The 14,198-nt window shown below is 37.5% G+C and carries 12 protein-coding genes and 1 riboswitch; of the genes, 5 read left to right on the forward strand and 7 right to left on the reverse strand.

Translation table 11 applies throughout. The features are described from left to right. Nucleotides 1–27 precede the first annotated feature (27 nt). From AC1RNS_RS10085 to AC1RNS_RS10095, 3 genes are all read left to right on the forward strand, one after another. Nucleotides 28–930, forward strand: a complete 903-nt coding sequence (locus tag AC1RNS_RS10085) for an SGNH/GDSL hydrolase family protein (RefSeq protein WP_492992328.1) — start codon at nt 28–30, stop codon at nt 928–930. Nucleotides 931–1,124: 194 nt separating this feature from the next. Then, entirely contained in the window at nt 1,125–2,282 is a 1,158-nt protein-coding gene (locus AC1RNS_RS10090) for an exonuclease SbcCD subunit D (protein ID WP_492992330.1), read from the forward strand. After that, nucleotides 2,279–5,359 (forward strand): SbcC/MukB-like Walker B domain-containing protein, encoded by a 3,081-nt coding sequence (locus AC1RNS_RS10095; protein WP_492992331.1) that lies wholly within the window; start codon nt 2,279–2,281, stop codon nt 5,357–5,359. The genes AC1RNS_RS10090 and AC1RNS_RS10095 overlap by 4 nt, the downstream gene beginning before the upstream one ends. Nucleotides 5,360–5,525: 166 nt before the next feature. Here the strand turns inward: AC1RNS_RS10095 and AC1RNS_RS10100 are convergent, their stop codons facing one another. From AC1RNS_RS10100 to AC1RNS_RS10130, 7 genes are all read right to left on the reverse strand, one after another. After that, the gene (locus AC1RNS_RS10100; RefSeq protein WP_492992332.1) at nt 5,526–6,245 is read right to left on the reverse strand and encodes a LutC/YkgG family protein; all 720 of its coding nucleotides are present in this window, start codon (nt 6,243–6,245) and stop codon (nt 5,526–5,528) included. Nucleotides 6,246–6,248: 3 nt separating this feature from the next. Beyond that, a complete protein-coding gene (locus AC1RNS_RS10105; protein ID WP_492992333.1) occupies nt 6,249–7,673 on the reverse strand; it encodes a LutB/LldF family L-lactate oxidation iron-sulfur protein in 1,425 nt (474 codons plus the stop codon). Continuing rightward, nucleotides 7,673–8,407 (reverse strand): (Fe-S)-binding protein, encoded by a 735-nt coding sequence (locus tag AC1RNS_RS10110; RefSeq protein ID WP_492992335.1) that lies wholly within the window; start codon nt 8,405–8,407, stop codon nt 7,673–7,675. The genes AC1RNS_RS10105 and AC1RNS_RS10110 overlap by 1 nt, the downstream gene beginning before the upstream one ends. Before the next feature lie 45 nt (nt 8,408–8,452). Beyond that, a complete protein-coding gene (locus tag AC1RNS_RS10115) occupies nt 8,453–9,766 on the reverse strand; it encodes a GntP family permease (protein ID WP_427542564.1) in 1,314 nt (437 codons plus the stop codon). A 111-nt stretch (nt 9,767–9,877) separates the two neighbouring features. Further along, nucleotides 9,878–11,674 (reverse strand): helix-turn-helix domain-containing protein, encoded by a 1,797-nt coding sequence (locus AC1RNS_RS10120; RefSeq protein WP_492992337.1) that lies wholly within the window; start codon nt 11,672–11,674, stop codon nt 9,878–9,880. A gap of 131 nt (nt 11,675–11,805) precedes the next feature. Continuing rightward, nucleotides 11,806–11,931, reverse strand: a complete 126-nt coding sequence (locus AC1RNS_RS10125) for a hypothetical protein (protein WP_492992339.1) — start codon at nt 11,929–11,931, stop codon at nt 11,806–11,808. 55 nt (nt 11,932–11,986) lie between these two features. Continuing rightward, on the reverse strand, nt 11,987–12,319 hold the full coding sequence (locus tag AC1RNS_RS10130) for a magnetosome magnetite crystal formation protein family (protein WP_492992341.1): 333 nt from the start codon (nt 12,317–12,319) through the stop codon (nt 11,987–11,989). A 123-nt stretch (nt 12,320–12,442) separates the two neighbouring features. Then, a riboswitch (TPP riboswitch) is annotated at nt 12,443–12,550 on the forward strand. 119 nt (nt 12,551–12,669) lie between these two features. Between AC1RNS_RS10130 and thiT the strand changes: the two genes are divergently transcribed. Continuing rightward, nucleotides 12,670–13,230, forward strand: coding sequence for an energy-coupled thiamine transporter ThiT (thiT, locus tag AC1RNS_RS10135; RefSeq protein ID WP_492992342.1), 561 nt, complete (start codon nt 12,670–12,672; stop codon nt 13,228–13,230). Between the two features lie 200 nt (nt 13,231–13,430). Beyond that, entirely contained in the window at nt 13,431–14,186 is a 756-nt protein-coding gene (map, locus tag AC1RNS_RS10140) for a type I methionyl aminopeptidase (protein ID WP_427542671.1), read from the forward strand. Nucleotides 14,187–14,198: the final 12 nt, after the last annotated feature.

Below are 14,198 nucleotides of genomic sequence, written 5' to 3' on the forward strand. Positions count from 1 at the left end.
TTGATGTAAGGAAAAGGAGTTGAGCAGATGAAACGCTTACTAAGTTTTGGTATAGCTATTATGACAATGGTATTTGGTGTTTCATCTGTCTTTGCTCAAAGTGAAAATTACGTGGCTATTGGAGATTCCTTGGCAGCTGGTCAAACACCCTACCAAGAGATTGATCACGGCTATAGTGATTTTATTGCCATGAGGTTGGGCAAGACTGGGCAATTAAGCAACTATACGAAGGAGCTCGCTTTCCCAGGCTTTACAACAACAGATGTACTGAAACGGATAAAATCTGAGGAAGCAAGCGACCTATTAGCAGATGCTACTCTCATTACAATATCGGCAGGCGCTAATGATTTATTACGTCTTGTGCAGGTCAATCCGACTGCTGGTACTTTGACCTTTTCACAGATGCAAACGGATTATGCGTTAAATATAGCTAGAAAAAATATGATAGAGATTTTAGAGGAATTAATAGTACGTGCACCTAAAGCAAAGGTCTATGTGATGGGGTATTATTTTGCTTATCCAAATGTGCACGATACACAAAAAGAAGGTACAAATAAACAGCTAATAAAGCTAAATACAATTTTACAACAGCAGGCAGAACAAGCTGGAGCAACTTATGTAAATGTGTATGATGCTTTTGGCTTAAACGCCACAAGTTTTTTACCAAATATTGCTGATGTACATCCGAATTTTGAGGGTTATCGTCAAATGGCCAACGCATTTCTATATGAATATAGTGGAGGCAATGCATTAGCAATTTCCTCTAGTGAATTGCCTAAACCTCAACCTAAATCGTTTGAGGAGATTTTAGAAAAACAAGAAGAATCTGCGGAGACGCGAGAAGAGAAGGAGAAACCTGATCCTATAGCACGAACCATTCGAGGATTTATCGGATATGCAGCCTTTATAGAAAAAATGAGAGCAATTTAATAAAAAATGAAAAGGGTATCGATTAGAGATGCTCTTTTTTTCATGTGGTAATGGATAAAAGAGAAAAAGTGATGGATAGAACTTTCAAATCAATGGATAGAAGAGCAGAAATAATGGATAAAACAATACTAATAAAAGGTAAATCAAACATCTAACAGTCGTGATAGAATGGAGATAGATTGGAGGCGCAAAGAATGAAAATATTTCATACAGCAGATTGGCATTTAGGAAAGCTGGTACAGGGAGTCTATATGACGGAGGATCAGCGCTATATTTTACAGCAATTTATGCAAGCCATTGATGAAGAAAAGCCTGATGTTATCATTATAGCAGGTGATTTATATGACCGTTCAATGCCCCCTATTGAGGCCGTTAATTTACTCAATGATACTTTGGCAGAAATTGTGCTTGATAAAAAAATTCCAGTGTTAGCGATTGCCGGGAACCACGATAGTGCAGGTCGATTAAATTTTGGCAGCAGCCTGATGAGTGATAGTGGATTACACATGAAAGGTCAATTCACGAAGGATCATGCTCCAATTATTTTAACGGATGATTTTGGCGATGTACATTTTCATCTTGTGCCATATGCGGAGCCTGCGTCAGTACGTACAATTTTAGGAGATGATACAATTCGTTCTCACCAAGATGCGATGAAAAAAATTATCGACCATATTGGACAAAGCTTAGATCCAACAAAACGTCATGTGTTTGTGGGGCATGCCTTTGTAACGAAGTATGGTGAGGAGGAAGCGAATACGAGTGATTCAGAGCGCCCGCTATCAATAGGTGGCTCTGATTGTATAGATGCAGCATTATTTAAGCCTTTTCATTACACGGCACTTGGTCATTTACATAAAGCACATTTTGTGTTGAATGAAAAAATTCGCTATGCTGGCTCTCTATTGAAATATTCATTGTCTGAGCATTTACATGAGAAGGGCTTTTTGATCGTTGAGCTAGATGCACAGGGAGATCTTACTGTTACAAAACGAAAGCTTCTGCCGAGACGGGATTTACGCGTAGTAGAGGGCTTGTTGGATGATTTATTAACATTACCGCCAAATGAAGATTATGTATTTGTCCGTTTAACAGATACGGCGCCAGTGGCTTCACCGATGGAACGTATTCGTACAGTGTTTCCTCATGCAATGCATGTTGAGCGTAAAGCCATGCGTCCAGAAATACGACATGAAATACAAGTAGTTGAGACGGAGAAGGTAGACGACATTGATTTATTTCGTTCATTTTTTACAGATATAATTGGTATAGAGCCGGATCAAGATACAGAGCGTCTATTTACAGAGATGCTTCAGGAATTATTAGATGAGGAGCGAGAAACAGTAAAATGAAGCCATTAAAGTTAACAATTACTGCATTCGGTCCATATAAAAATACAGAAATAATTGATTTTCAACAGCTTGGTGACCATCGCCTATTTGCAATTTCTGGCAAAACAGGTGCTGGCAAAACGACTATTTTCGATGCTATTTGTTATGCACTTTATGGATCAGGTAGCGGTGAAGATCGTCAGGATACAGCTATGCTACGAAGTGGTTTTGCAGAGGATGATGTTTACACTGTGGTAGAGCTCACTTTTGAAATGGATGGCAGGGTTTATCAAGTTTTACGTCAGCCTGGCCATATTAAAGCAAAAAATAAAAGTGTTACTGGTAAGAAAATTGAATTGGCTGAAGTCAAAGAAGGTAAGCTTGATTTTGGAATTGTAGAAAAGCAGCAAACACTTGAGGTAGATAAAAAGCTACAGGAAATAATAGGTCTGACAAAGGATCAGTTTAGCCAAATCGTCATGCTGCCACAAGGAGAGTTCCGTAAGCTGTTAACCTCTGATTCTACAAACAAAGAGGTTATATTACGTAAAATATTTAAAACAGATCGCTTCGGTGCAATGACTAAAAAACTGGATGCCAAACGGAAAGAAGCAGAAGGTGATTTACTAAGAGCTCAACAATTAAAGGAGCATTTACTTGGTCAAATTGCAGGTGCCTTACCACAACGAGCATCCTTTTTATTTACTTGTATAAATGATAATACCGAAAACATGCATCAAATGAAAAACGCACTGGAAGAGGAACATGCCTACTATATCGAGCGTATTCAAGTAGAACAGCAGCGCTATGATGAAGCCTATGCTCATCATCAAAAGGAACAAGAATATTATAGTATGGCAAAAACGCTGAATGAGCAGTTTGATGAGCAATCCAAACGCCAAAACAAACTGCAAGCATTGCTACAAGAACAGGATGTGTATGCTGTAAAGGAACGTGAGATTGCTTTGGCAGAGAAAGCTGAACGTCTAGTGTTACTTGAGCAACAATGCATAGATTTACGCAATGAGCAAAATAGAAAAGAACAATCCTATCAGCGAGCGGTGATAGAACAGAAAAATGCTGAGACTCAGCTGATAGTTGCACAAGAACAGTTTAACATTGAAGAGGCAAAAGAGCCTGAACGTCAGCAACTTCTACAGCAAGAAATACAGCTCCAAGCATTATTACCGAAATTTGAGGCGTATGAACATAATCTTCATCAAATGCAACTAGCTGAGCAAAACGTCGTAACAGCAAAACGGGCACTAGCAGATAATATAGCTTTACTAAAGAAAGAACAAAATCAATTACAGCAATTAACAATAACAATTGAACAATATGAAAAACAGCTAGAACCATATGAAGGTTATTTAGAGCGGCTACCGAAGTTAAAAGAGCAAGTATCATTATTAGCGCAAGTTGAAAAATACACGAAAGCAGCTGAGACAATAGAACAGGATGTAATGACTGTTAATGTCCATCACCGAGAAAGTAAACAAGCACTTCAAAAGCTGGAGCAGCAATGGATTACTAGCCAGGCAAGTATTTTAGCACAGCAGCTTAAGGATGGAGAGCCTTGCCCAGTTTGCGGTAGCACAACACACCTTGAAACACATTTAGAACAATTTGAGGATATTGAATTATCTCAAGTGGAAGCTTTACGTTTAAAGGCGGCAACTGATGAGCGTAAGCTTTTGGAAAAAGAAGCTTTATTGAATTCAACCAAGCAGCTTTTACAAGAGGCACTAGCGCAGTTGGAGACTAATCATATTGATCTAACCAATCAAACAGAAATAGTTACTTCCTTACAAAATGCAGAGCAGCAAATTACCATTTTAAAAGTAGTGAATCAGCAATTAGCTGATATACGCATAAAACAAAAGCAGCAACGTGGAAGTCTGGAGCTGCTACAAGAGAAGCACATAAAGCTGGAGCAATATTTTGCTGACCAGACGAAGGAATTAACCAAACAACAGGCAATTGTGGAGGAGCAGCAAAAGCATATTCCTGAAAATATTAAGACGTTACAAGTGTTAAAACAGGCAATTATTGATATAGCTTCACAGAAGGCAGTATTACAAACTGCCTGGAATGCCAGTCAACAAAACCTGCAAACTGCGAAGGAAGCAGCGAATAGTGCCAAAATGGCCGTAGAAATAAATAAACAGGCTTTCAAGGAATTAAAGCTAAAAATGGATGAAAAGCGCGAGCAATTTTCAGAAAGTATGAGGATAGCAGGCTTTGAAAACTTTGAAGAATTTGCTGCTGCTAAGCGTAGTGAGTTTCAATTAGAGGCTTTACGGAAGGCTTGTAGCGATTATGCTCTACAAATACACACATTACAGGTGCAAATTACTGAAGGAACGAAACATCTTCAAGGAAAAGAAAAGCAAGATTTAACGTTAATGGAAGAAAGGTTAGCAATGCACCGTGCAGCATATGAGGAAGCATTTAAAATGTTGCAGCAAATGAAAGGATATGCAAAAGTTTGCGAAGAATTTGTTGAAAGAATCGAAGATACAGCACATGAGATTCGTTTACTTGAAAACGAAGCGGGGAGAGTGAAGGAGCTTTATGCAGTGCTAAATGGTCAGAATTCGAAAAAACTATCCTTTGAGCGCTATATTCAAATCAACTATTTAGATAAAATCACAGAGGCTGCAAATGTACGTTTACAGCATTTATCCAATGGACAATTTGAGCTTCGACGTTCTGATAGATTAGAGAAGCATGCTAAGCAAAGTGGTTTAGGGCTAGATGTTTATGATGCTTATACAGATCAACTACGCGATGTGAAAACATTATCTGGTGGAGAAAAGTTCAATGCATCATTAAGTCTTGCCCTTGGTATGGCAGATGTGATTCAAAGCTTCCAGGGGAATATTCATATTGAAACAATGTTTATCGATGAGGGCTTCGGGTCACTTGATGAAGAAGCTTTAAATAAGGCGATTGATACACTGATTGATTTGCAGGATTCTGGACGCATGATCGGTGTCATATCTCACGTTGCAGAGTTAAAGGCTACAATGCCTGCTGTGTTACATGTTGAAAAAACAATGAATGGCTATAGTCAAACATATTTTGAAGTGAAATAGAGGCTGGGACATAACTAAATGGTTCCTTTATAAAGCCGAATAATCTCTAAATTAACCAAACACGAAAAATAGATAAACCGAACTATTCCGAAACACTTCATGAGCGTTTCATTGGATAGTTCGGTATTTTTGTTGGCTGAAACACTTTTGTTCCTGCCTCTTTATTCTATAAATCCTCAATAATAATATAGGTCATGTAAATTGGACCATGAACTCCAACGACTAAAATCATTTCAATATCGGCAGAGTTACTAGGACCAGAAATAAAATTAACGCAAGAGGCGAGAGTTTCACCATTTTGTAGACGCTCTCGAATTTGTATTGCTGCCTGTGTCATTCGAGGCACAATAGAGCTTTTTGGTATTAGGATAATAGACTTGGTAGGTAAGAAGCTAACAGTACGACCGTGATTTGGATTGCTAAAAAGTACAGCTGTACCGGATTCCGCTAAGGTAATATCACTAATTGTAATTCCGATATTTGCCTTCTCTACTAGTTCTATATTATCTCTGCCAATCGATGGGTCCCAAGTGTGTAGTTCGATTTGTTTTTTAGGTAATGTATTTGAAAATAGCCCCGTCAGACCATAAGTGTCAAATCGTTCATCCTGCCAAGTCATAATTGGCCCACCATCATAGTCGTCAATGACTTTTTCCAGTGTCATAGCTAAATCAGCAGAGGATGTGACAACGCAGTTCGTATTAATACGTGTGCATTGTTTTTGTAAGATGATCAACAGCTCATCCTGAGATAAGTTTTGTAATGTTTTATGTTGTGGTGAATATCGCCATTGAGGACGCTCTACATGCACTGGTATAGATAATCGTTGAAGTCTAGAAGATAATTGACGAATAAATGTCTCACGATTTTGAATTTTGCCTACCATTCCTTATTCATCTCCTTTTTGTCGATTTTCGAACCAGTCACGGAAGCGCTCTTTTTTAGGCGCAGGGAATTCACGAATATTTGTCCAATTTTTTAATGGACCGATGCCTTTTGATAATTGGTCATTTTTTGTTAATGGCTTTAAAACACTTGAAGCAACCTTAGATCCGAATTTATACATACCGCTTGATGAGGTACCAATACCGAAAATAGACATAAGGAAGCGTTCCGATACAGGTGCACGACCTTCTTTTTCGACAATGGTTTGTCGATGCTTATGCAATAATTCATGTAAAGGAATTTTCACTGGGCAAACATCTGTGCAAGCGCCACAAAGTGTTGAAGCAAACGGTAGTTCCTTATAGTCATCATAGCCACCTAGCAATGGCGATAAGACCGCTCCTACTGGTCCAGAGTAAATTGAGCCGTATGAATGGCCACCTACATGTCGATAAACAGGACAAATATTAGCGCAAGCACCACAGCGAATACATTGTAAGATAGCTTGGAATTCACTACCTAAAATTTCAGATCGCCCATTATCAACAATAACTAAATGAAATTCTTCTGGCCCATCTACATCACCATCTTGACGAGGACCACTTAAAACAGTTACATAACTAGGAAGTTTTTGACCAACTGCACTTCTTGTTAGCATATTGACGAGTACTTCAAGCTCTTCAAATGTTGGTACAAGTCTTTCCATCCCCATTACAGTAATTTGTGTTTTTGGTAGTGCTGTTGATAAGTCAGCATTTCCTTCATTTGTTACAATGCAAACAGAGCCAGTTTCAGCCACCGCAAAGTTACAACCCGTAATGCCGATATCAGCTGATAAATAATCATCTCGCAGCATTTTACGAGCATGCTTTGTTAGCTCCTCAGGACGTGCAGAGCCTTCATATTGGTGATGAGATTGGAAGCTTTCCCGCACCTGCTCTTTCTTGCGGTGTAAAGCAGGTGCCACGATATGTGAGGGTAAATCATTATCTAGCTGTAAAATATATTCTCCTAAATCGGTTTCAACAACCTGACAGCCAACATGTTTTTCTAAATAATGATTTAAGTCTATTTCCTCTGTTACCATCGATTTTGATTTGACAATTTTTTTAGCCTCTTTTTCCTTAGCAACATTAGCAATATAAGCTTGGGCTTCCTCAGCAGTAGTCGCAAAGAAAACATGTCCACCTCGTGCAGCAACCTGTTCACTTAATTCCGTTAAATAATAATCAAGATTTGCAAGTACATGCTGACGGATCTCCTCACCAAGAGAACGCCACTCCTCCCAATGGCCAAGCTCATCTGTAGCCAATTGACGATTTGTTTCTAAACGATCTTGTGCACCTGAAACGGCACTGCGCATAAATGTATTTTGAATACCTTCTCCAACACGATTGTTAAATGGCTCATTACCGACCTTCATTGGCATTATGCACGCACCTCCGTTTTGCGAGAATTCAAAATTTCAGCTATATGAAGTACTTGTATATGGGTACCTAATCGTTCTGCACGTCCACGAATATTCATTAAACAACCTTCATCCGCGCCTACTAAATAAGTGGCACCAGTTTCAATGATATGTTGTACCTTTTCATCAACCATTTGCTCGGAAATAGGTGTCATTTTTACTGAGAAGGTTCCACCAAATCCACAACAAGTTGTTTTATTAGGAAGCTCAGTATATGTTAAGCCTTTAACATTTTCTAGTAACGTTAAAGGTGCGCTTTTTACACCAAGCAAACGTGTCATATGGCAAGACATATGATAGGTCACATTTCCGTTGAAGCTAGCACCCACATCCGTAATACCAAGAACTTCTACGATAAATTGTGTTAATTCATACGTTTTTTCAGCTAATTGCTTTGCATTAGATGCCCATTCAGCATCGTTCACAAAAACCTTTTCATATTCTCGGAACATGTAAGCACAGGAACCAGAAGGGCAAACCACGTAATCAGCACCATCAAATGCTTTTATCATATTTTTCATGGCTTCCTTTGCTTCCTGAACATAGCCTGAGTTATAGGCAGGTTGTCCACAGCAAATTTGCCCCCTTGGAAAAATAACTTCACAGCCAAGATGTTCTAGAAGTTCTACAGTTGCTTTGCCCACATTTGTTTGAAACATATCTACTAAACATGTTGCGAAAAGTGAGACTTTCATGTTTGTTCATCTCCTACTGTTTAAATAATAATTGAGAGTATTTACTTAAGAATAAAGTAAGATCGCAGTAATTAATGCTGGTATTGCCGCAATAATGGGCCCAATTACTGAAACAAAAAAGATATGTTTGTAGGCATCTTTATGTGTTAATCCTATAACAGCCAATACAGTAATAACGGCACCATTGTGCGGTAATGAATCTAAACTACCGGAGGCAATTGTCGCAACACGATGAAGTGCCTCTGGATCAACCCCTAAATCTAAATACGTTTGAGCAAGTGTTTCCATTGCAATTCCAAGTCCACCAGAGGCAGTACCTGTAATCCCTGCAAGTGCTGCAATAGCGACATAAAGAGAAATTAAGGGACTTCCAGGTATGTTGGCAAGCATTTCTGTTATTACACCAAAGCCTGCAGTTGCTGCAATAACTGTACCGTACCCGACATCAGCACTTGTGTTGACAATTGGTAGAACGGTATTTGTTGCACCCACATTAATTGCTTGTAGCTTGTTGTCTATGTATTTCCAAAAAATAATGATAGAAAGAAGCACAGTAAGCATCAATGTATAAAGGATATCTACCTTAAAAACGTTTAACGTAACAATTAAGAAGATAGGTGGCAAAATACTTAAGATAAATGGCGGATATCTTCTAACACTTGCCTCAAAAGCTTTTGAATCTTGTTTTTCGGGATTTTTCATATTTTCATAGGTTTCACCACGTGCCTCTGTTTTAGATAATTGTCTTTTTAAATAGAAGCAATTAAAAAGAATAATGGTAATAGTAGCTACAATTCCAACAACAGGTGCTGCAGTAGCTGTTGTATCTAAATATTTTGTTGGAATGATATTTTGTACAGATGGTGAACCAGGTAGCATGGTCATTGTAAATGTTGCCATTCCGAAGAAAAATGCCCCCGTAAATAAATGCCAAGGTATATTCATAGCTTTAAATAATGGTTTAGCAATTGGTAAAATGGCGAAAATTACGACATATGTATTAATGCCACCTAATGTTAAAAAGGCACAAATGATTACGACTGCCATTAGCGCGTTAAATTTACTATGACGTCCCATAATATTCAAAAGTTTTTCAGCTATTGAACGAGCAGCACCACTTTCTTCCATAAATTTTCCGAATATTGCGGCAAATAAGAAGATGAGGTAGTAATTTTTCATAAAATTTATAAACCCGCTCATATAGTTGCCTTGTAATGAATCTAAAATAGGCATTTGATTTAAAATGATGACGATTAAACTTGCTACTGGCGCAATAATAATGATACTGAAGCCACGTAATGCTAAAAATATTAATAAAGCCAGTGACGCAATAATCGTAAATAAACTCCATATTTCCATACCTAGACAGCCCTCCTGCTTAATAAAAATATTCTGAAAATTCAACAAGTAGGGTTTAGTATAACAATGAATACTATGAAAATACTATGTAAAAACAGACAAAGATAAGAACTATCCTTTGTCTGTTTTGGCTAATTTTATATTTTGTAAGTAAGAAAACATATAGATAGCAAGATTTAATTCGAACATAGTTTTCCCATTCTGCTCGTCAATCCCTATTAATGAAAAAATCGTTTGGAGTCTATATTTAATGGTGTTTAGGTGTACAAAGCATGCCTCAGCTGTTTTTTTTCGGTTTTGATTATGTTCAAAAAATAGCTTTAGTGTATATAACAAATCAGTTTTATGTTGATTATCGTATTCCATAATTGGTCCAAGCTTCAACTCAACATATTCTGCCATTTCCTGTGGGTCATTATTTAAAAAAAGTGTATAAGGTCCAAGTTTATCATAGGAAATGATGAATGGTGCCTGTTCTAGTGTCTGTAAATAGTCAATACACTTTGTGGAGTCCCGATATGAACTGAAAATGTTTTCAATTGTGTTAAAGTGTCTTCCGAGACCAACCATAAATGATAGTGAATTGTACTTTGTCGAGTCTTTTTCGAGGAGTACAAAAAAATATTGAATACGCTCTTTAAACTGTTCGACTGAAACTCGCAAATTGTTCATAAATAAAAAATGATAGTGTAATTCATGCTCCGAGATAAAAACTGGTAAGGAAAATAAGCGAGTTAAACGATATAGTAGTTTACTAAATTGGTGCTGCATTTTATTAGTCTGAGCAACATGATATGTACTTCCATCAAGTTGTAGAGTAGCACATAAGTAATGAGAAGTTTGTTGCACTTCTTGACGTTTATAAAAGGCATTGAAATTTGAGTTTAAAAGCTGTTGTAACAAATATCCGTCGTATTTAAAGGAATTTTCTAGCTCCTTTTCCTCCTCAGCTAACTGTAAGGCAAATAATGCACCTGCCTGTTCTACTGCAAATAAATCTAAAGGATCCATTTGTAAATGTTGATTCATCACAATCAGTAGTATTCCTATAACACCTCGTTCTGTATGGATAGGAAATAAGTAACTTACATACGTTTCATCTTTAAATGGTATGTATACTTGATGTCGTACACATTGCTGTACAACTGTATCAAGATGCTGTGATTTTTGCTCTTTTAAAATGTCAGTAGCAAGTTTAGCTACAGGAGATGATGCAAATAATAAATCGTAAAAATCTGTCATAATTGCTACAGATTGGCCTAGTAATGATGCAAGCGTATCAATCATATCGCTGAGTCGGCCACGTGTTAAGGAAACCTGTGTTAAAGCATTATAAATGCGCTTAGAGCGTTCGTTTTGAGTAAATAATTTTGCATTTTCAATAGCAATTGAGGATTGGTTTGCAAATGCCTGTAACATTGTTAAATCACTATTTTCAAACTGTGTATCTCCTGAAAAATTGACAATTGTTAAAACGCCTATACATGAATTACTTTTATCAAGAAGTGGAGCACAAACAGCACTTTTGGGATAAGTTAAATCACCAACTGCTTTTGTATAGTTTTCTTCGTACTGTGGAAATAAATCCGCCATGCTTTCTGAAACATCATTGCTAGAGTGAAATCTAAATGCTTGTTTTTGAGAGAATACCTTTCCAGTCATTCCTTCATTTGAGGCAAGGTGAATCTTTTTTAAATAAGCCAGGTCATAACCAATGGCATGCTTGGCAACTAGACGATTAGTTTCTGTATTCAACATAAACAATACCCCTGCATCAGCACCGTCTATCACATGAAGTACCTCATTCATCAATTTTTCTAATACTTGGTTAATATCGAGTGTTGAAGTTAGAACCTGCGCTGCCTTAACCAAGCTCATTAATTGTTTTTCACTATTTATTTTTAACAACCCCTCATCTGTAGTGCTAAACCCTATTTTAATATAAATCTGCTATGCCAAGTACAAATTAGAAAAAAGTTATAGAGTCAAAAAAAAGAATCTGCTGGAAAAAGATGAGCAGATTCTTTATTTGGGATGTATTATTTCTTATAGCTGTTTTTTGGAGAAGAGGGTGCTCCTTTCTTAGCCGCCATTACTTTTTTGACAATTGGTATAACGATAGGTGCTAATTTTACGGCGGTTTTGACAACTTTAGATACTTTCATAAAAAAACAGCTCCTTTTACTAATAGTTCTACCTGTTTATGTTAGAAATGAAACATTAACGAATAACGCGAACAGCTTGCACGATATTCCAAATAACAATCCCTAGTGAGACAAGTACGTAAATGGCAAATGATGCAAACCAAACAATCATAAATGTATTGCTACCTGCTTGTGGATCAAAAGTGTTAAATGATATGGTTGAGAAGACAAAGACAGCAAAGAAGATGATACCAAATACAAATGGGATTAAATGCGAAATAAGTGCTCGAATGGAGTGTCTTTTTACGTCACTATCTTTCGAAACAAAGTAAACAATTAATGGCACAATAAAGGGTGCGAAAAAAACGCTGAGATAACTAAAGGCAGATAAAATTTTTTGGTTCTCCATAGTTGTACCTCCTTTTTTAATATTTACGCATGAAAAACAGCAAAGTTTCAAAAAATATTGTGAAAGAGAGTTGTAATCATATCCGTATTTGCGTACAATGAGGTTGTTCAAATAAAAAGATGTAACGACCACAAGGGGAGCTGATGATGTCAGCTGAGACTGGGCACGTAATGCCTTAACTCTTTGAACCTGTAAGTTAACACTTGCGTAGGGATGTGGATAGAAACCGACACTTGTACGATGTGAGGCTCTGTCCTGGCATTGTTTTTTTTTGCCAGATAGAGTCAAAAAGTAAATATGATTTCTATTCCTTCTCTTGTATCCTACATCGGAACAAAGGAGAGAATAAAATGGACAAAAAAAGACTTTTAATGCTTGTGGAGATTGCGATTTTCGCAGCAATTGGCCTTGTGCTTGATCAGATTTCCTTTAAAGTATGGGCACAAGGAGGCTCTGTTAGTCTAGTGATGGTACCAATAATTTTGATAGCCTTTCGTTGGGGTCTTTTACCTGGTCTGACAACGGGCTTACTTATTGGTGTTATGCAAACAATGTTTGGTGCTACAGTAGTACATTGGTTACAAGGCTTACTCGATTATGGCGTTGCCTTCACAATAGTTGGCTTGGCTGCAATCGTACGTCGACCAGTGCTTGACGCTGCAAAAAATCAAAACAAAACGAAAATGGCACTGTATATTATTCTAGGAACTGTATTAGCAGGATTTTTACGCTATGCGGCACATACTATTGCTGGCGCGGTATTCTTCTCAGAGTATGCGGGCGATCAAAATGCATGGATTTATTCAATTATTTATAATGGTACGTATATGCTACCGGCTACACTTTTAACTGCCATTGTTGGTGTTCTGTTATTTACAGCAGCACCACAATTAATGCAGCGAAAATCATAAATACACAACCCTTCACAGTAGTGGAGGGTTTTTTGTATCGTTTTATTAGCTATTATAAAATTTACCCGCTGTGAATATATTATTACATTTCAGCACTTTGCAATTTATAAGGGCATACAATATTTAAAGCGTTTAGCGTTTTATGTCAAACAAGTTATGTTATATTAAAGAGTAGATATTAGATGAAAGGGACGTTAAAAATGATTGTAAAAACGCAAGAAGAGATTGAAGCCTTTAAAAAAATTGGCCGTATTTGTGCTGAAATTCGTGAGGCAATGAAGGCTGCGACAAAACCTGGTGTTACAACACTTGAACTCGATGAGATTGCTGGCCGTATGTTTGCTGAGGCAGGAGCAATTTCTGGACCTAAAGGAGAATATGACTTCCCAGGCTACACATGTATTAGTGTCAACGAGGAAGTAGCTCATGGTATTCCAGGAAAACGCGTAATTAAAGAGGGAGACATTGTCAACATTGATGTATCTGGTTCATTAAATGGCTATTTTGCAGATACGGGCATTTCATTTGTCGTGGGTGAAGGCTACGAGGATAAAGAGAAGCTGTGTCGTGTGGCAAAAAGTGCCTTTGATCGTGCAATGACAAAAGTAAAAGCTGGATCAAAATTAAATCAAATTGGTAAAGCCGTTGAGCGTGAAGCATATGCCAATGACTTAACTGTAATTATGAATCTAACAGGTCATGGCTTAGGGCTTTCCTTGCATGATGAGCCGAATCATATTTTAAACTATTATGATGCATGGGATTCTACAATCATGAAAGAGGGCATGGTGCTTGCGGTTGAGCCCTTTATCTCAGCAAAGGCAGAGCATATTGTGGAAGCTGGTGATGGCTGGACCTTCGTTACACCAGATAAATCACTAGTTGCTCAAATCGAACATTCAATTATTGTGACAAAAGACAAACCAATTATTTTAACTTCATTGGATGAGGCATAATATAAAAAATCC

Source organism: Lysinibacillus sp. GW821-FHT14F06, from assembly GCF_058803665.1.